Origin of the sequence: Marinobacter sp. DSM 26671, from assembly GCF_900112835.1 — a bacterium.
Taxonomy (GTDB): domain Bacteria; phylum Pseudomonadota; class Gammaproteobacteria; order Pseudomonadales; family Oleiphilaceae; genus Marinobacter; species Marinobacter flavimaris.
On record NZ_FONF01000009.1, the window covers coordinates 145944 to 163013 of the forward strand.

Here is a 17070-nt window from a genome sequence, read left to right on the forward strand (position 1 = left end):
CCCGCACAGCGGGGCTTTTTCGTATAATTGCCAGGTGCGATGAGGCAGATCCGGAAACAAGGATGAGACATCATGACGAAGTGGCTGGTTAAATCAGAACCTGCAGAATGCGGCATCGAGGATTTTGCCAAGGCCCCGAACGGTGTAATCCCCTGGGATGGCGTGCGCAACTACCAGGCCCGGAATTTTCTGGCGCGCATGGCAGAGGGTGACGAGGTCTTTCTTTATCACTCCAGCTGCAAACACATCGGGATAGCCGGTATCGTAAAGGTCGTTCGCAGCGCCTATCCAGATCCGACCCAGTTTGATCCTGAATCGCCCTATTTTGATGCCAAGAGCACCGCTGAGAAGCCTCGCTGGCAAGCCGTGGACATGAAGTACGTTCGCTCCCTGCCGAAACTGATCCCGCTGGATAAGCTTAAATCCATGGCCGGGCTTGAGGACCTGCCTTTGGTCCGCAAGGGTAACCGGCTCTCGGTGATGCCCGTGAGCGAGGAGGAATGGCAGATCATCCTGGGCCAGGCTGGCTGACACCAGGGATCTGCCATCAGCTCGTCACTCGTCGTGGGGAATCGGGTCCGGGCTGCGATCCCAGCCCACGAGAGCCAGGGTTGCCACCACGCCTATCAACAGCCCCATCCATGGCTCAAAGAACGCCAGAGCAGCGCCGATCAGAACCACCGTACCCCTTGAGGCATTGTCCCTCGGGATCGACATGGCAATGTAAGCACAGGCAAAACCGGTCAGCACGAGAGTCAGCGACAGCGCAACACCCAGCAGCGGTTTGAGGCCGGTCAGCAGCGGCAACAGGAAGAAGATGAACGGCAGGCCCATCAGGTAGTAGGAGGCCAGGCCGCTGTGTAAGCTGTTCATGGCCTTCGGCCCCTGCTTCCAGCGCTGCACCACAATTACATGTACGCCGGTCCACACCGCTCCCTGGGTCGGGAAGAAGGGCGCCACAATACCCATGATGGCGTTACGGATCGACAGGGAGAAATGGGTGCGGTTCAGGTTGATATCCACGTGCTCGTCCTTGCGCACCTTCAAGCCATCCCGCAGCACTTCATTCCCGGTGACCAGATCGCCAAACAGAATGATGTAGGCAATCAGTGCCAGCGGAATACTCTGGAGAATCATCTCCTGGGACGGCCAGCCGATGGCCAGTGGAGAAACCTTCGCCAATGCCTCGCCCAGTGGTGGCACCAGAATTCCCCATTGAATATCGAAATCCACCTCGCCAACCAAGGGCCCGACGATGGCCGCGGCCAGAAAGCCCGGCAGCAGGCCCAGGGCTCCCAGCATAAAGAAGAACCGGCTGCGCTCCTTGAGCTTCTGCATCGGAATGGAGAACGTGAATATCAAACAGATGGCACAGGCAAGACCCGTGGCGATGGGCTGTTCAAGCAGAAAGCGCTCGGCATCGTCCACGAACACCCGCTTGAGCGCAGCTATCGACGCCCCGAGAATGATGCCGGCCTTGAGCGTATCGGGTAGCCAAATCACAAAGCGACGACCCAGGCCGGTTATCCCGAGAAAAAGGACAAGCGAGGCAAACACCAGGCTCAGCGCGGTCATCGCCTGGAACCGGCTGACCGGGTCCTCGTAGCCCCCTATTACAAACGCCAGAATCAGGGGCAACGCGGGGGTAATCCAGCCGCCAGCGTAGGGCTCGCCGAAAACAATCACCGCCGAGGCAATCAGGGAGGCATGGATCATCGACAATGCGACGGCTTCTTCAAAACTGAGGCCGAAGAAGGCGGTCATTACGGGAATCAATGCCAGGCCTGTAGCGGCTGAAACAAACAGCCCTTGCAGGAACTCGGACCAACACAGGCGCGTGTGGTAAAAGGGCACGCGGAACGTGAACGGCCCCCAGCGCCAGCCGGCTAACTCCGGTCTATCTTCCATGGATTGTCACTCGCTTTTTGGTTTTATTGTTTGCGACTTGATTATGGGAAGGGTTTGCGGATCGCACGAATGAATATTTCTGATCAGGCTGAATAAATCCTGCTAATTACACCCAGCGGGGCACCTTGCACAACGAACGACCCTTGTTGAGGCTATCCAATTCTGTCCCGGCCCTTTAGAATTCGGCCTTCCCCGAATCTTCTGGAGCCGTCGCCTGCCATGCCGTCCCAACTGAACCCCGCCTCCGGTTTCGAGAAACTCCGCCGCATTGAGTCCAGCAAGGTTTTCCAGGGCGCAGTCATCACCATCATCATCCTGTCGGCACTGACCATTGGCGCCAAAACCTATGATCTGCCGCCCCTGGTGGAGAAGTCGCTCATCGTGATGGACAACGCCATCACCCTGTTTTTCCTGCTGGAAATCCTGTTCCGATTCGGTGTGTGCGCCAACAAGAAACGTTTTCTGTTCGACGGATGGAACCTGTTCGATACCCTCGTGGTCATCGGCAGCCTGATTCCTCTGGATAACTCCGAGGCGGTTCTGCTGGGACGTCTGTTGCGGGTTTTCCGGGTGTTGCGCCTGGTGTCGGTGGTTCCGGAGCTCCGGTTCCTGATCAACTCGCTGCTAAAAGCGATTCCGCGCATGGGCTACATCGCCCTGCTGATGTTCATCATTTTCTACATTTACGCGGCCATGGGTTCGATGTTCTTCGCCAGCGTGGACGAGGAGCTCTGGGGCGACGTGGCCATTGCCATGCTGACACTCTTCCGGGTGGCTACCTTCGAGGACTGGACGGATGTGATGTACGCCACCATGGAGCAGTATCCGCTGAGCTGGGTTTTCTACATCACCTTCATATTCCTGACGGCGTTTGTTTTCCTGAATATGATGATCGGGGCAATCCTGGAGGTTATGAGTGAGGAGCAGAACGCCAAGCAGGCCCAGAAGGCCCACGATGAGCGGGACGAAATTGCCCGCCAGCTCCAGGCCGTTCAGGTACAACTGGCGGAGCTGACGAAGCAGATCAGCGAAAAGCGCTGACTCAGAACGGCTTGGCCAGGGCCAAATGAAGAATGGCCGTAACCTGCACCAGGGCCAGTACCGCCGCGGAAATTCGAACGGGCTTTCCGAGGGTGGTTTTCAGGGCAAACACGCCAGCAATGATGTAGCCGACCAGTAAGACAATTTTGGCAATCAGCCAACCCGGAATGGCCGAAGCGTACCCGGCCACAAAAACCAGAGAGATCGCCGCCACCAGCAAAATGGTGTCGTTGATGTGGGGAATAAACCGCAGCGGTGTCTGTCGCCACCCAGGTCTTCCGACGGCGTCCAGGAGCAGACGCAGGGCAAAGAGGGTGATGGTGAGGTACGCGGTGGTCACGTGCAGGTGTTTCAAAATCATGTACGCGGTCATGAAAGTTCCTTGGTTAACAGGCGTTTTGCCGCATTGTACGCAATCTACCTACAAGCAGGTATGGTTAACGCGGTTGTCAGGGTTTAACATATACACAGAATACATGTATATGGGAGACATCTATGCGGGCCATTCCTACTTCCCCTGAACGGGCGTCGGTCAGCGTCAGCCAATTATTTTCCTACCCCTTTCGGATTTTCTTTCTGTCCATGACCGTTCTGGCCCTTGCCGTCATTCCCCTCTGGGTGATGCAAGTCAATGGTGTTATCAGTCTTCCACTGGCCATGCCCGGATTATTCTGGCACCAGCACGAGATGTTGTTTGGCTTTCTGTCGGCAGCGATCGCGGGGTTCCTGTTAACCGCAGTGTGCGTTTGGACCCAGACAGAACGAACCCATGGATTCAGATTGGTACTGCTCTGGGGCGTCTGGCTGGCCGGCCGTGTACTGCTGGCAACCGGTGCTGACCTGCCCTTTTGGCTGGTTCTGGGAGTAAACCTGGCATTCCTGCCCCTGGTAATGGTGGATGCCGGCTGGCGTATCTGGCACGCCCGGCAAAAACGACAACTGATGATCATGGTGGTACTCGGCCTGCTTTGGCTGATGCAGATCGGCTTTGTCACCCGCCTCGACATGGCCTTCAGCTATGGTGCCCTGATCATGGCCATGGCACTGATCAGTATTGTCGGTGGCCGCATCACTCCGGCGTTTTCCACCGGCTGGTTGCGCCAGAGGGGACTCGACAGCAACGCTGTAAAGACCATTCCCGCGCTGGACATGGCAACTGTATTCAGCCTGATTCTGCTGATGGCATCCCTGGTGACTGGCTGGCAAACCGTTACTGGTTTGCTGGCGCTGCTGTCCGGTGGGCTTATGCTGGTGCGTCTGGCGGGATGGAAGGGCTGGCTCGTACGCCAGGAGCCCCTGCTCTGGATTCTGCACCTGTCCATCCTGTGGGTGCCGGTGGCCCTGTTCCTGCTGGCAGGCACACTGTTCGCGGGCTGGCCCTCCAACGCCTGGAGCCATGCCGCCGGCACCGGGGCGGTGGCGTGCCTGATTCTGGGAGTTATTTCCCGGGTCGCCCTCGGCCACAGCGGCAGACCGCTGGTGTTGCCGAAGGGAATGGTGTTTGCCTTCGTTGCAATTCATCTGGCCGCGCTGGTGCGAGTACTCACAGCCTTCGAGATCATCCCATGGCACCCGGGCATTGGTGGCAGCGCACTGCTCTGGCTGGTCGCCTTTGGTATATTCCTGTACCGCTACACCACCATCCTGGCCAGCCCCAGACCGGATGGCCGAGAGGGCTGACCCCGGCTGGTCAGGCAGCCAACTCCTGCCTGACCAGCAACTCGAACCTTGCCCTTGCCTGGCGGAACCGGCTGGCAGGGAAGTGAATACTGATTCCTTCCAATGCCGCCAGAAGCATCTCAAGATGAGCATCCCAGCCCGCACAGGCAATCGGCACCACCTCATCATCAGGCAGTAATAATGTCAGCGACAGGCGGGTTCCCTCGTCGATGGGATCAAGGTCCCATATCAACGGACGCTCGGGGGAATCACCCGAACTCCAGGAATAGGCCAGGCGACGATTCGGCTGGCAATCCGTGACCCGACAATCGATCGGCATACCACTGTTACCGAAATCCAGCTGAACCCGACCGCCGGGCCTGGCATCCAGCGTTCCAGGCGCCAGCCACTCCGCCAGACACACCGAGTCTGTCAGCATTTTCCAGACTCGCTCAGGCAAGTGCCCGGTTTCTCTTTCAAGACGTACCAAAACCCGGTCACCCTCGCGCCGAACCTTGCTTGCGATAATTTCCTCATTCCCGGACATACGCCCTCCTTGCCAGTCTCGAATCTCCGGATGTCACAGAACGGACTTCTGATGGATGATTGTATTCGCGGGGTCGCACAAGCACCTTGATGACCATCAAACGGGATTAACAGACAAGTTCGGGGAACTTCAAACCGGCAATCATCCACTAAAGGTCAATAGCAGCTCCCGAAATTCGAGCTAAAGTATGAGGAAATCATTTTGTAACAGAGACACTGGCACTATGAACCCGGATCATTTTGATAAAGAAGACCTGATCAAATGCGGCCATGGCGAGCTCTTCCCCGGCTCCATGCGCCTGCCCATCAACGAGATGCTGATGTTTGACCGCGTCACGCACATTGCGGACGACGACGGCCTCTACGGCAAGGGCAGCCTGGTAGCGGAGCTCGACATCAATCCGGACCTGTGGTTCTTCAAGGTGCACTTCGTTGATGATCCCGTGATGCCGGGCTGCCTCGGCCTCGATGCCATGTGGCAGCTGGTAGGCTTCTTCCTCGCCTGGGGTGGCGGTGAAGGGAAAGGCCGCGCATTGGGCGCCGGTGAAGTGAAGTTCACTGGCCAGGTCTTGCCGACGGCCAAGAAAGTCACCTACCGTCTGGATCTCAAACGCGTGATCAGGCGCAAACTGACCATGGCAATTGCCGATGGCCGGATGGAAGTAGATGGCCGGGAAATCTACACAGCCAAAGACCTGCGGGTCGGCATGTTCACCTCGACCGATGATTTTTAGGAGTTAACAGGATGCGTCGTGTTGTAATCACCGGTATGGGCATTGTTTCCAGCCTTGGTACCAACCAGAAGGAAGTCGCACAGTCACTCAGGGAATCCCGTTCTGGCATCGGCTTTAGCGAAGAAGCCCGGGACAATGGTCTGCGCAGCCACATCTGCGGCCAGATCAACCTGAACCTGCCCGAATTGATTGACCGGAAACTGTGGCGTTTCATGTGCCCCGCTTCCGGTTACACCTATCTGGCGATGCTTGAGGCTATCGAGCAGGCCGAGCTGACCGATGAGCACATCAAGGCCGACACCACTGGTATCATCTTTGGCCAGGGCGGCGCCTCGACGGTTGAGCTGCTGGATTCCATCGATACCCATCGCGACCGCGGTATCCGCCGTGTCGGGCCCTATCGCGTGCCGCGCACCATGGGCAGTGCGATCAATGCGTCACTGGCAACCGGATTTGGCATTCGCGGCATCAACTACGGCATCACCTCTGCCTGCGCTACCAGCGCGCATTCGATCGGCCATGCCGCCGATCTGATCGCTCTCGGGCGCCAGGATGTCATGTTTGCCGGCGGTGGCGAAGATATCCACTGGACCCTGAGCCTGCTGTTCGATGCCATGGGCGCCCTGTCGACGAAATACAACGACACGCCTGAACTGGCGTCACGCACCTATGACGCGAATCGGGACGGCTTCGTGATTTCTGGTGGTGGCGGTGTGCTGGCCCTTGAAGCGCTGGAGCACGCGGAAGCGCGGGGCGCAAACATCCTGGCAGAGCTCGTCGGCTTCGGTGCAACTTCCGATGGCGCAGATATGGTTGCCCCGAGTGGCGAGGGCGCAGTGCGCTGCATGAAGCAGGCAATGAAGAACCTGGATGGCGAAATCAGCTACGTGAATACTCACGGCACCAGCACCCCGGCCGGAGACATCACCGAGCTGAAAGCATTGAAAGAGACGTTTGGCGACAAGATCCCGCCGCTGAGCTCCACCAAACCCCTATGCGGCCACGCTCTTGGCGCGGCGGGCGTACATGAGGCTATTTACAGCCTGATCATGCTGCGTGAAGGCTTTATTGCTCCATCGGCAAATATCCAGGACCTTGATGAAGGGGCCGAAGGCTACCCGATCGTTCGGGAACGCATGGATAACCAGAAACTGGACCTGGTGATGAGCAACAGCTTTGGCTTTGGTGGTACCAATGCCTCACTGGTGTTCAAAAAAGTCTAATCCGGATCAGGATAGCCTGACAGAGCGGTATTCAGCCGGGGATGTCCCCATCCAGCGCTTGAAAGCCCGGCTGAATGCGCTCAACTCCGAAAAACCGAGCTGCTCGGCAATCTCCACCAGCGGTTTGGTCCTGTCCTGCATGTAGGTCAGCGCCTGCCTGCGGCGAACATCCTCCAGCAAACGGGCGAAGGTCAGCCCTTCACGCTTCAGTTTCTTGTGCAACGTGTAGCGGCTCATATGCAGCTGCGACGCCACGACTTCCACACCAACTTTGCCACGAGCAAGCTGAACACTGATCAGGGAACTGACCCTGACACTCAGCGAAGCCCGCGCCACCTCTGGCGTCAGAGGCTTTGATGCCATCCTGAATTCCTCCTTTGCAACGCTTCGGCCCGAAAAGCCCGAACCGTGAGCGTACACATGTTAGCCGAAAACAATCAATAAGACCTTTGAGCAGGATCAAGGGAACGGCCGACGGCATACGGCAGAATGCCCCGTTTTCAGAATCGCCCGGAGCCACTATGAAAACCCCGGAACTGCTCGCCCCCGCGGGCACCCCCGAACACCTTGAAACCGCCTTTGCCTATGGCGCCGATGCGGTCTACGCCGGCCAGCCGCGCTATTCGCTGAGAGTAAGAAACAACAGTTTCAAAGACGTTGCAGCGCTTGGCGCGGGCATTGAACGGGCCCACGAACTGGGCAAACAGTTCTACCTTGTCTCCAACATAGCACCTCACAACGACAAGGTGCGGTCCTATCTGAGAGATCTGGCGCCAGTACTGGAACAAAAACCCGACGCGCTGATCATGTCGGATCCCGGCCTGATCATGCTGGTGCGGGAAAAATGGCCAGACCAACCCATCCATCTTTCAGTACAGGCCAACGCGGTGAACTGGGCCACGGTAGAGTTCTGGCGGCGTCAGGGAATCAGCCGAGTCATCCTCTCCCGTGAACTGGCCCTGAATGAAATTCGCGAGATCCGCGAACGGGTCCCGGAGATGGAGCTCGAAGTCTTCGTTCACGGCGCCCTGTGCATGGCTTATTCTGGCCGCTGCCTGCTCTCGGGTTACATGAACCACCGGGACGCCAACCAGGGCGCCTGCACCAACGCCTGCCGCTGGAACTACAAACAGGTCCAGCACGGCCACGACCAGACCGGCGACCTGATCGCCACCTGCGGCGGCGGCGATGTACAGGAGGTGGCACCGAAAGAAATCCTGCTGGAAGAGCCCAACCGCCCGGGCGGATTCATACCCGCCTATGAAGACGAGCACGGCACCTACATCATGAACTCAAAGGATTTGAGAGCCGTTCAACACGTCGCTGAACTGGCAAAGATGGGCGTTCATTCCCTGAAAATTGAGGGCCGCACGAAGAGCACCTACTACGTGGCCCGCACCACCCAAGTCTACCGTCGCGCCATCGACGAGGCGGTGCAGGGCAAGCCGTTCGACATGAACCTGATGGACGAATTGGAAGCCCTCTCCAACCGGGGCTATACCGAAGGCTTCCTGCGCCGCCATATGCCCCGGGAATACCAGACCTACGAACAGGGCTCCTCATTCCTTGGCACCCAGCAGGTGGTTGGCACCATTACCGGCAAGGATGACCAGTGGCTGACCATAGACGTGAAGAACAAATTCGCCCCCGGCGACCAACTGGAACTGATCAGCCCGGCCGGCAACATCCGGTTCTCGGCTAATGTCATGGAGAACCGAAACGGCCAGGCCATGGACTATGCGCCGGGCAGCGGGCATATCGTGCGGATTCCAAAACCGGCTAATCTTCCACAAACTCTGGAGCACAGCTACCTCACCAGACTCCTGGCTACCGGCGACTAGCAATTAGTCTGAGGCGCCAAGCGGGATTGCCTCCCAAAACCGTGCATTGCCATGGATGGCAATGCCGAGCCCCCAGGGATGGGTTCACGGCGTGTTTTGGGAGGCAATCCCGCTTGGCGTCCTTCTCAAAAACTCCAGTCCTGCAAGAACCTGACTATCAGCCTCATTACCACCCTCTTAGTGCCCCAAAGGCCGATTAAGGTATAATCACCCCACGTTCAAATTAATACCTGACTATTTTACTCTGGTATTGTATAATCGCTCGCCAGAAGCGATGGATTCAGGCGGATTTTCTGCTTACTTATCAGCGACAGTCTTTGAAATCCGTCATCCAAAAAGCGATTGCAGGGCGTACTCATGGGATGAGCGACCACTGCAACACCCAAACTGAAGACATCCGATCGACAGCCCATCTTTGACGCTGTCGGCGACACTAAGGGCGCAAGCCCGCGATGAGAGAATACGGAGCGACGATCATGGCGACCACCGACACCGAGGTGAACGAGCTGATCAAACGGGAATACGAGTACGGATTTGTAACAGACATTGAATCCGACACGTTCGAACCCGGCCTTAATGAAGACGTTATCGCCCGCCTTTCCGGCCTCAAGAAAGAACCGGAATGGATGCTGGAGTGGCGTCTGAAAGCCTACCGTCGCTGGCTCGAGATGGACGAGCCGGACTGGGCCCACGTGGGCTACCCGAAAATCGACTACAACTCGATTTCGTACTATTCCGCGCCCAAGCGGCCGGAAGACATGCCCCAGAGCCTGGACGAAGTGGATCCGGAGCTTCTGAAAACCTACGAAAAGCTGGGCATTCCCCTGCACGAACGTGAGAAGCTCGCGGGCGTGGCGGTTGATGCAGTATTCGATTCGGTTTCCGTAGCAACCACGTTCAAGGAACCACTGGCCAAAGCCGGCGTGATCTTCTGCTCTATCTCCGAAGCAATTCAGGATTACCCGGAGCTGGTCAAAAAATACCTGGGCTCGGTAGTGCCGGCCGGTGACAACTTTTTCGCCGGGCTGAACTCCGCGGTCTTCTCCGACGGTACGTTTGTCTATGTACCCAAGGGCGTTCGCTGCCCCATGGAGTTGTCCACCTATTTCCGCATCAACGCAGCCAACACCGGACAGTTCGAGCGTACTCTCATTATTGCCGAAGACAGCAGCTACGTGAGTTACCTTGAAGGTTGCACCGCGCCCATGCGGGACGAGAACCAGCTGCACGCTGCGGTTGTTGAACTGGTGGCCCTGGACGACGCCCAGATCAAATACTCCACCGTGCAGAACTGGTACCCGGGTGATGAAGAAGGTAAAGGCGGCATCTTCAACTTCGTCACCAAGCGTGGCGCCGCCATCGGCAAGAACTCCAAGATTTCCTGGACCCAGGTCGAAACCGGCTCCGCGGTCACCTGGAAGTATCCGAGCTGTGTCCTGCGTGGCGAAAACAGCGTTGGTGAGTTCTATTCCGTGGCACTGACCAACAACTACCAGCAGGCCGACACCGGCACCAAGATGATTCACCTGGGCAAGAACACCTCCAGCACAATCATCTCCAAGGGTATTTCCGCCGGCAAGAGCTCCAACGCTTACCGCGGCCTGGTGAAATTCGGCCCCGGGGCGGAAGGTGCACGTAACTTTACCCAGTGCGATTCGCTCCTGATCGGCGACCGCTGCGGCGCCCACACGTTCCCTTACATTGAAAGCAAGAACAAGTCGGCCATCGTAGAGCACGAGGCAACCACCTCGAAGGTCAGCGACGAGCAGATGTTCCTTTGCCGCCAACGCGGTATCGACCCGGAACAGGCGGTCTCCATGATCGTGAACGGCTTCTGTAAGGAAGTGTTCAAAGAGCTGCCCATGGAGTTCGCTGTCGAGGCCGGCAAGCTACTTGAAGTTAGCCTCGAAGGGTCCGTTGGTTAACAGGACGGCAAGCACAAAAGTATCGCAGAAGCCGTCGGGCAGGCCCTTCCGGGATCGTCGAAATCAGGGATGATTTCGTCGAGCGTACAGGGATGTATTTACAGCGTATCCCGGAAGGGCCTGCCCGATGGCTGACTCCGCCCAGTTAGGGGCAGGCAACAGAATTCAGACGGTTAAATGAGAGAGACGCTACAAATGCTGAGCATCAAGAACCTGCACGCATCCGTTGAGGGCAAAGAAATCCTCAAGGGCATCAACCTGGAAATCAAGGCCGGGGAAGTTCACGCCATCATGGGCCCCAACGGCTCTGGTAAGAGCACCCTGTCGCAGGTGCTGGCAGGCAACGAAGCATTTGAAGTTACCGAGGGTGAAATCACCCTGAACGGCGACAACCTGCTGGAACTTGAAACTGAAGAGCGTGCCCGCGAAGGCATTTTCCTGGCGTTCCAGTACCCGGTGGAGATCCCCGGGGTGAGCAACCTGCAGTTCCTGCGCACCGCCGTGAATGCCATGCGCCAGCACAAGGGCCAAGACGAGATGAACGCGGCGGAGTTCATGAAGCTCGCCAAAGAAATTTCCAAGCAGGTGGATCTGGATCCGGCGTTCCTGAAGCGGGGCGTCAACGAAGGCTTCTCCGGTGGTGAGAAGAAGCGTAATGAGATCATGCAGGCCCTGCTGCTGCAGCCGAAGCTGGCAATTCTCGACGAGACCGACTCCGGGCTCGATATCGACGCCCTGAAGGTTGTTTCTGACGGCGTGAATGCTCTGCGCGCGGAAGACCGCGCCATCCTGATGGTGACCCACTACCAGCGTCTGCTGAACCACATTGTGCCGGACTACGTGCACGTTCTGGCGGGCGGCAAGATCATCAAATCCGGTGGCCGCGAGCTGGCGCTGGAGCTGGAAGAACGCGGCTACGGCTGGCTGGGCATCAAGGATGAAGAAACTGCCGACAGTTCAGCCAACTAAGGAGGTCGCGGAATGAAACCAGCACCCACTCTTTCCACCGCGTTCCTGCACCCGGCCGGGCAGTCCCTGCCGGAGCCCCTGCTCGCCCTGCGCAAGCAGCGTGGAACCGCTCTGGTCGACATGCCCTTGCCGACCCGGAAAACCGAAAACTGGAAATACTCCAGCAAGTACCTGAAGCTGACCGACGACATGGCCATCTCCCTGCCGGCGGATGGCAAGACCGGCAGCGGCCTGGCAGTGCCCGGCTACAAGGTTGCGTTCCTTAACGGTGTAATGATGCCAGAGGCCTGCGAATATCCGGATCTGGACGGCATCAGCATCAAGAGCTTCGGCGATCTGAGCGATGAGGAAGCCAGCGATCTGGCGGATCGCCTGGACAGCACCCTGGACAACAAGGCGGTTCAGATGGCCCGGCTGAATTCAGCCCGTTTTGAAGACGGCCTGCTGATTCGCCTGAAGCCGGACGCAGTGCTCGACCAGCCGCTGTTCATTGTTCACGAGGTAACGGCCGAGGCCAGCGGTTCGGCTTTCCCGCGCATTTTCGTGGATGCCGGCCGTCATAGCCAGATTACGCTGGTGGAGGAGTACATCTCCAGCGGCTCGGCCCAGGTCATGGTCAATACCGTCACTGAATTCAATGTGGCCGACGGCGCCAACATCACCAGCATTCGCCTGAACATGGAAGGCGAGAACGTCCAGCACATTGGCTCCACCGGCGTCCTGCAACAGCGCAGCTCGCGGTTTGAAAGCCATACCGTTGGGTTTGGTGGCCCCCTGCGCCGGCACGATCTGCAGGTTCGGCTTGAAGGTGAAGGCGCTGAGTGCAAGCTCAACGGGGTAGTTGTTACCCAGGGCAAACAGCACTACGACAACCACACCACCATCGAGCACGTGGCTGCCCACTGCAACAGCGAAGAAACCTATCGGAATATCGCAGCGGACCAGTCCCACGCCGTGTTCAATGGCCGGATTCATATCCATCAGGACGCCCAGAAGTCCAATGCGGATATGAACAACAAGAACCTGCTGCTGTCCAACGGGGCAGAGATTGACACCAAGCCGGAACTGGAAATCTATGCCGATGACGTGAAATGTGCCCATGGCGCGACCATCGGCCAGCTTGACGAAATCTCGCTGTTTTACCTGGTTTCACGGGGTATCGGCCGGCGTCAGGCGAACGTTCTGCTCACCATGGCCTTTATCAACGAGCTGGTCGAGCAGATTCCGGTTGAAGCAGTGCGGGAGACGGTCCAGGGCCGTCTGAACCACTTCTTCGAACAGACATTTCAGGAGGCGTAACCGGTTATGACCGATCTGTCCGTGGCAAGCACCGCCAAGCGCACCACCTTCGACGTGGACGCGATTCGCCGGGATTTCCCGATCCTGTCCCAGCAGGTAAACGGAAAGCCCCTGGTGTATCTGGACAACGGTGCGTCGGCCCAGAAGCCGGAGGCTGTGCTGGATGCCATGGATCGGTATTACCGTGAGATGCACTCCAACGTCCATCGGGGCGCCCATACGCTGGGAGACCGTGCGACCTCCGCCTTCGAGGGTGCCCGCGAGACGGTTCGAAACTTCCTGAACGCCGAAAGCACCCGGGAAATTATCTGGACCCGCGGCACGACCGAGGCCATCAACCTAGTTGCCAATGGGCTCGCCCCGCGCCTGAAGGCTGGTGACGAGATCCTGGTGAGCCACATGGAACACCACGCCAACATCGTGCCCTGGCAGATGATTGCCGAGCGCACGGGTGCGAAAGTGGTGCCTGTTCAGGTGACACCGGAAGGCGAGCTGGACCTCGAGTCCTTCACCAGCCTGCTCAATGAGAAGACCCGGGTGCTGGCAATCACCCACGTTTCCAACGTGCTTGGCACGGTGAACCCGGTGGCGGCCCTGATTGAACAGGCCAAGGCCCACGGCATCATCACCCTGGTGGACGGGGCCCAGGCGGTACCTCATTACCAGCCGGACGTTCAGGCGCTGGGCTGCGACTTTTACGTGTTCTCATCGCACAAGCTGTTTGGCCCCACTGGTATTGGCGTGCTTTACGGTAAGGCCCAGTTGCTGGAGGAAATGCCTCCCTACCAGGGCGGCGGCGAGATGATCGAACGAGTGTCCTTTGAACGGACCACCTGGAATACCCTGCCCTACAAATTCGAGGCAGGCACCCCGGCCATTGCCGAGGCAGTCGGACTGGGAGCCGCCATCGACTACCTGAACGGCCTGGATCGTTCCGCCATGGAAGCGGCCGAGACCGGCCTCCTTGAGCGGGCCAACCAGCTGGTGGAAACCGTACCCGGCATGGAGATTATCGGTACGGCAAAAAACAAAGTGCCGGTTATATCCTTTAAAATTGCCGGCCTGCACCCCAGTGATATAGGCACGCTGCTGGATCAGCAGGGAATCGCAATCCGCACGGGTCACCATTGCGCCATGCCGCTGATGGATTTCTATGGAGTTCCCGGTACAGCCAGGGCTTCATTCGCGTTCTACAACACTCTGGACGAGGTGGATACATTGTTTACCGCCCTGCAGAAAGTCCAGCGTCTGTTTGCCTGATGGAGGTGGAATTATGACAGCCGAAGTCTTCACCCCGACCGTCGCCGTCACCATGACGCCCAGCGCGGTCAAGCACGTGCGCAAACAGCTGGAGAAAAAGCCGGACGCCAAGGGCATTCGGCTGGCCATCAAGAAAAGTGGCTGCTCCGGCTTCAAATACGAAACCCAATGGGTGGAAGACACCGCCGCCGACGACAAGGTGTTTCACATTGATGGCGTCGATGTTTTCGTGAAAGAAGAGCATCTGCCGCTGGTGAACGGCATCGAGATCGATTTTGTGACGGAGGGCGTGAACTCCATGTTCCAGTTCCGCAATCCGAACGCCACCGCAGAGTGCGGTTGCGGCGAGAGTTTTACCGTCGCGTAATCCGATATAAAGATTGAAAAGAGCGAGGCCCGAACAGGCATGCAAGAACGGGAAGTGGTCCTGACCAAACGCGAGGTGGAAGCCCGCCTTGTTCCTTCCGGAACCGAAATCATGATTCCGTCGGACACCTTTGTGACCATCACGCAGTCGCTGGGTGGCACCTTTACGGTCGCTGTTAACGGTAACCTTGCCCGGATTGAAGGCCACAATGCCGACGCGCTCGGCAAGAAACCCCTGGAAAGCAGCTTTGAAACCCCGGAAGACGGCACCGTCAACGAAAACCAGGTCTGGGAAGCCATGCAGAACTGCTACGATCCGGAAATTCCGGTGAACGTAGTGGATCTGGGCCTGATTTACGAGTGCAGGATTGAAAATGGCACCGAAGACGGCAACCATGTGTACGTGCTGATGACGCTGACTGCCGCCGGCTGCGGCATGGGCCCGGTGATAACCGAAGATGTGAAAACCAAGCTCGAGCATGTGCCCAATGTGGACAAGGTGACCGTTGAACTGACCTTCGATCCGCCCTGGAGCAACGAAATGCTCACCGACGAAGCCAAACTCGAACTGGGAATGCTGTAAATGACTGCCAGTGAACAGGACTTTCTGAACAACCCCTTGGGTAAAGACACCACCCTGGATGACGTTCTCGATGGCTTCGAGCTGCTGGACGACTGGGAAGAGCGCTACGCTTTTATCATTGATCTGGGCAAGCAGCTTCCTGCGTTTCCCGAGGAATCCCGGGTTGAAGAAAACTATGTTCATGGCTGCCAGAGCCAGGTCTGGCTGATTCATCATTACGATGAAGACAGTGGCCGGCTGTACCTGTTGATTGACTCCGACGCCATGATTGTTCGTGGACTGGCTGCCATCATCCTGGTCGCCCTTAACGGCAAAACCCCGAGGGACCTGCTGGCCACGGACATTGATGAGTTATTCGAGCAGCTGGACCTGTTCCGGCACATTTCCCCGACCCGCGGCAACGGGCTCAGGGCGATGGTTGGCAAGATCCGCGACATTGCGGCCGCCGAGGTGGCCAACGCCAGCAATTGATGCCCGTCAGCCCTACCAGATAATCGCTATATCATCTCTCTGGATATTCACGATGCCGCCCAGTTGCGGCATGGTACCCCGGCTAAAATGCGGCTGAACTTTTTCGAGCGTCACTGACAAGTCGCTGCCCTGCAATTCTGGTGAGTCATCTGGTGATTCCAGGTAGCGCTTGCTGCGATAGATCTTCAACTCATCACCCGGCCTGAGGCCTGCTGTAGCCCCGGATTCCAGCGTTACAGAAAAGTCGTCTACCCGCGCAATTCTGGTCATGAAGGGCTGACACGCCAATGCATCCGTTACTGCCATCGCCATGTCTGCGATAACATCCTCGACAGCCTGACCGTAGGCGGTTTTCTGGAAGCCGGCAGAGCCGAACCCTGCTGAACTGCCAGGCCCGGCATCCCAATCGGCCGCGGCTTCAAATCTCTGACGATAGACCGGCGCGCCACTGAAGCCGTCGAAGATAACGAGATCAGCCGCAAACCGGCGCCGTTGATCTACCGCCCCGATGCCCCGCTGCATTTTATCCAGCACGGAGGTGCCCCACGCTGACGGATCCGCAACGCCAAGATCCCGGATAACGCCTGTCACTACGAACTGAACGCCCATTTCACGGGCCAGTTCCAGTACATTGGTCAATCGATTGTCGCCCTGTTGTACCGTAGGCGCGTTCAGCAGATCCGTGAACATCCGTGAGGTTGTCGCACCAAAGACCTGCAATCCGCCCTGAGCCACCAAACGCTGCTGGAGTTGTTGCGGCAAGATTTCGCCGGCGTCATCAATCCGCCCGACTCTGGCCTGGTCCGGATACAGGACAGGAAACCCGGTCACTGCGACGCGCTTTTTCAGGCGTCCGGAATCTCCAGATCCACACTGGCTGCGACTCTCGCTGATATCGCCCCGGACAATCACCCGCAACAGATTGCCACTCTGGTACTCATCAATTACCCGCACATTCCGGGCTCTGGCGCTTGACGCCAGATCCATCCGTGACTCAGTGATCACGCCGTTTTTCATGGTGTCGTGCGTGCTAACCCTGGCTTCATACTGCAGGGAAAGGTCCCGGATTGCGGCCTTGCGGGCCTCAGCCCGGGCGGCTTCCAGGTTGCCATTGTGGATATTGGCATGGCCCACGCCTTCCAGAACCACCGCATGGGCGGCAGAAACCACGAAGAGCGCCAGAGCTCCGAGCACAGCCAGTGACAGCAAGCGTTTCATAATTCTCGATACTCCCTACACTCTCTA

At 57.9% G+C, this 17070-nt stretch carries 18 protein-coding genes; 13 read left to right on the plus strand and 5 right to left on the minus strand.

Going from position 1 to position 17070, the window contains the following annotated elements; translation table 11 throughout:
* Window positions 1-72 precede the first annotated feature (72 nt).
* A complete protein-coding gene (locus BM035_RS12165) occupies window positions 73-531 on the plus strand; it encodes an EVE domain-containing protein (protein WP_092032093.1) in 459 nt (152 codons plus the stop codon).
* A 24-nt stretch (window positions 532-555) separates the two neighbouring features.
* Here BM035_RS12165 and BM035_RS12170 read toward each other — a convergent pair whose 3' ends face one another.
* Window positions 556-1908: a hypothetical protein gene (locus BM035_RS12170; protein ID WP_092032095.1), complete on the minus strand. Its 1353-nt coding sequence runs from the start codon at window positions 1906-1908 to the stop codon at window positions 556-558.
* A gap of 219 nt (window positions 1909-2127) precedes the next feature.
* Here BM035_RS12170 and BM035_RS12175 point away from each other — a divergent pair, with 219 nt between their 5' ends.
* Entirely contained in the window at window positions 2128-2949 is an 822-nt protein-coding gene (locus tag BM035_RS12175) for an ion transporter (RefSeq protein ID WP_014578224.1), read from the plus strand.
* Window position 2950: 1 nt separating this feature from the next.
* Here BM035_RS12175 and BM035_RS12180 read toward each other — a convergent pair whose 3' ends face one another.
* Window positions 2951-3322: a SirB2 family protein gene (locus BM035_RS12180; RefSeq protein WP_053112984.1), complete on the minus strand. Its 372-nt coding sequence runs from the start codon at window positions 3320-3322 to the stop codon at window positions 2951-2953.
* 122 nt (window positions 3323-3444) lie between these two features.
* Here BM035_RS12180 and BM035_RS12185 point away from each other — a divergent pair, with 122 nt between their 5' ends.
* Entirely contained in the window at window positions 3445-4629 is a 1185-nt protein-coding gene (locus BM035_RS12185; RefSeq protein ID WP_053112985.1) for an NnrS family protein, read from the plus strand.
* 10 nt (window positions 4630-4639) lie between these two features.
* Here the strand turns inward: BM035_RS12185 and BM035_RS12190 are convergent, their stop codons facing one another.
* Window positions 4640-5155: an SRPBCC family protein gene (locus BM035_RS12190; protein WP_082220542.1), complete on the minus strand. Its 516-nt coding sequence runs from the start codon at window positions 5153-5155 to the stop codon at window positions 4640-4642.
* Window positions 5156-5378: 223 nt separating this feature from the next.
* On the opposite strand from BM035_RS12190, the gene fabA reads away from it, so the two are divergent.
* A complete protein-coding gene (fabA, locus tag BM035_RS12195) occupies window positions 5379-5888 on the plus strand; it encodes a bifunctional 3-hydroxydecanoyl-ACP dehydratase/trans-2-decenoyl-ACP isomerase (protein ID WP_008169354.1) in 510 nt (169 codons plus the stop codon).
* An 11-nt stretch (window positions 5889-5899) separates the two neighbouring features.
* Window positions 5900-7111, plus strand: coding sequence for a beta-ketoacyl-ACP synthase I (gene fabB / locus BM035_RS12200; protein ID WP_053112986.1), 1212 nt, complete (start codon window positions 5900-5902; stop codon window positions 7109-7111).
* Window positions 7112-7117: 6 nt separating this feature from the next.
* On the opposite strand, the gene BM035_RS12205 is transcribed toward fabB, so the two are convergent.
* Window positions 7118-7474, minus strand: coding sequence for a helix-turn-helix transcriptional regulator (locus tag BM035_RS12205; protein ID WP_014578227.1), 357 nt, complete (start codon window positions 7472-7474; stop codon window positions 7118-7120).
* 158 nt (window positions 7475-7632) lie between these two features.
* On the opposite strand from BM035_RS12205, the gene trhP reads away from it, so the two are divergent.
* The 8 genes from trhP (at window position 7633) to BM035_RS12245 (ending at window position 15825) form a co-directional block, all read left to right on the plus strand.
* On the plus strand, window positions 7633-8952 hold the full coding sequence (gene trhP, locus BM035_RS12210) for a prephenate-dependent tRNA uridine(34) hydroxylase TrhP (RefSeq protein WP_053112987.1): 1320 nt from the start codon (window positions 7633-7635) through the stop codon (window positions 8950-8952).
* Between the two features lie 476 nt (window positions 8953-9428).
* Window positions 9429-10877, plus strand: coding sequence for a Fe-S cluster assembly protein SufB (sufB, locus tag BM035_RS12215; RefSeq protein WP_008169346.1), 1449 nt, complete (start codon window positions 9429-9431; stop codon window positions 10875-10877).
* Window positions 10878-11072: 195 nt separating this feature from the next.
* On the plus strand, window positions 11073-11846 hold the full coding sequence (gene sufC, locus BM035_RS12220; protein ID WP_008169344.1) for a Fe-S cluster assembly ATPase SufC: 774 nt from the start codon (window positions 11073-11075) through the stop codon (window positions 11844-11846).
* A 12-nt stretch (window positions 11847-11858) separates the two neighbouring features.
* Window positions 11859-13145, plus strand: a complete 1287-nt coding sequence (gene sufD / locus BM035_RS12225) for a Fe-S cluster assembly protein SufD (RefSeq protein WP_008169342.1) — start codon at window positions 11859-11861, stop codon at window positions 13143-13145.
* Between the two features lie 6 nt (window positions 13146-13151).
* Window positions 13152-14405, plus strand: a complete 1254-nt coding sequence (locus BM035_RS12230; RefSeq protein WP_008169340.1) for an aminotransferase class V-fold PLP-dependent enzyme — start codon at window positions 13152-13154, stop codon at window positions 14403-14405.
* A 13-nt stretch (window positions 14406-14418) separates the two neighbouring features.
* Entirely contained in the window at window positions 14419-14772 is a 354-nt protein-coding gene (locus BM035_RS12235; RefSeq protein WP_008169339.1) for a HesB/IscA family protein, read from the plus strand.
* A gap of 39 nt (window positions 14773-14811) precedes the next feature.
* Window positions 14812-15354: a putative Fe-S cluster assembly protein SufT gene (sufT, locus tag BM035_RS12240; RefSeq protein WP_008169336.1), complete on the plus strand. Its 543-nt coding sequence runs from the start codon at window positions 14812-14814 to the stop codon at window positions 15352-15354.
* Window positions 15355-15825 carry a SufE family protein gene (locus tag BM035_RS12245; protein ID WP_008169334.1) on the plus strand — a complete coding sequence of 157 codons (471 nt, stop codon included), beginning with the start codon at window positions 15355-15357 and terminating at the stop codon, window positions 15823-15825. It abuts the gene before it with no gap.
* A 12-nt stretch (window positions 15826-15837) separates the two neighbouring features.
* On the opposite strand, the gene BM035_RS12250 is transcribed toward BM035_RS12245, so the two are convergent.
* Entirely contained in the window at window positions 15838-17043 is a 1206-nt protein-coding gene (locus BM035_RS12250; RefSeq protein ID WP_092032098.1) for a flagellar assembly protein T N-terminal domain-containing protein, read from the minus strand.
* Window positions 17044-17070: the final 27 nt, after the last annotated feature.

What these genes read in the sequence shown, in the direction of transcription:
- sufB (WP_008169346.1), top strand. Translation starts at nt 9,429, where the DNA reads ATGGCGACCACCGACACCGAGGTGAACGAGCTGATCAAACGGGAATAC.
- sufT (WP_008169336.1), top strand. Translation starts at nt 14,812, where the DNA reads ATGCAAGAACGGGAAGTGGTCCTGACCAAACGCGAGGTGGAAGCCCGC.
- BM035_RS12190 (WP_082220542.1), bottom strand. Translation starts at nt 5,155, where the DNA reads ATGTCCGGGAATGAGGAAATTATCGCAAGCAAGGTTCGGCGCGAGGGT.
- BM035_RS12245 (WP_008169334.1), top strand. Translation starts at nt 15,355, where the DNA reads ATGACTGCCAGTGAACAGGACTTTCTGAACAACCCCTTGGGTAAAGAC.
- fabB (WP_053112986.1), top strand. Translation starts at nt 5,900, where the DNA reads ATGCGTCGTGTTGTAATCACCGGTATGGGCATTGTTTCCAGCCTTGGT.
- BM035_RS12165 (WP_092032093.1), top strand. Translation starts at nt 73, where the DNA reads ATGACGAAGTGGCTGGTTAAATCAGAACCTGCAGAATGCGGCATCGAG.
- BM035_RS12180 (WP_053112984.1), bottom strand. Translation starts at nt 3,322, where the DNA reads ATGACCGCGTACATGATTTTGAAACACCTGCACGTGACCACCGCGTAC.
- sufC (WP_008169344.1), top strand. Translation starts at nt 11,073, where the DNA reads ATGCTGAGCATCAAGAACCTGCACGCATCCGTTGAGGGCAAAGAAATC.
- BM035_RS12170 (WP_092032095.1), bottom strand. Translation starts at nt 1,908, where the DNA reads ATGGAAGATAGACCGGAGTTAGCCGGCTGGCGCTGGGGGCCGTTCACG.
- trhP (WP_053112987.1), top strand. Translation starts at nt 7,633, where the DNA reads ATGAAAACCCCGGAACTGCTCGCCCCCGCGGGCACCCCCGAACACCTT.
- BM035_RS12185 (WP_053112985.1), top strand. Translation starts at nt 3,445, where the DNA reads ATGCGGGCCATTCCTACTTCCCCTGAACGGGCGTCGGTCAGCGTCAGC.
- BM035_RS12205 (WP_014578227.1), bottom strand. Translation starts at nt 7,474, where the DNA reads ATGGCATCAAAGCCTCTGACGCCAGAGGTGGCGCGGGCTTCGCTGAGT.
- BM035_RS12235 (WP_008169339.1), top strand. Translation starts at nt 14,419, where the DNA reads ATGACAGCCGAAGTCTTCACCCCGACCGTCGCCGTCACCATGACGCCC.
- BM035_RS12175 (WP_014578224.1), top strand. Translation starts at nt 2,128, where the DNA reads ATGCCGTCCCAACTGAACCCCGCCTCCGGTTTCGAGAAACTCCGCCGC.
- BM035_RS12230 (WP_008169340.1), top strand. Translation starts at nt 13,152, where the DNA reads ATGACCGATCTGTCCGTGGCAAGCACCGCCAAGCGCACCACCTTCGAC.
- BM035_RS12250 (WP_092032098.1), bottom strand. Translation starts at nt 17,043, where the DNA reads ATGAAACGCTTGCTGTCACTGGCTGTGCTCGGAGCTCTGGCGCTCTTC.
- fabA (WP_008169354.1), top strand. Translation starts at nt 5,379, where the DNA reads ATGAACCCGGATCATTTTGATAAAGAAGACCTGATCAAATGCGGCCAT.
- sufD (WP_008169342.1), top strand. Translation starts at nt 11,859, where the DNA reads ATGAAACCAGCACCCACTCTTTCCACCGCGTTCCTGCACCCGGCCGGG.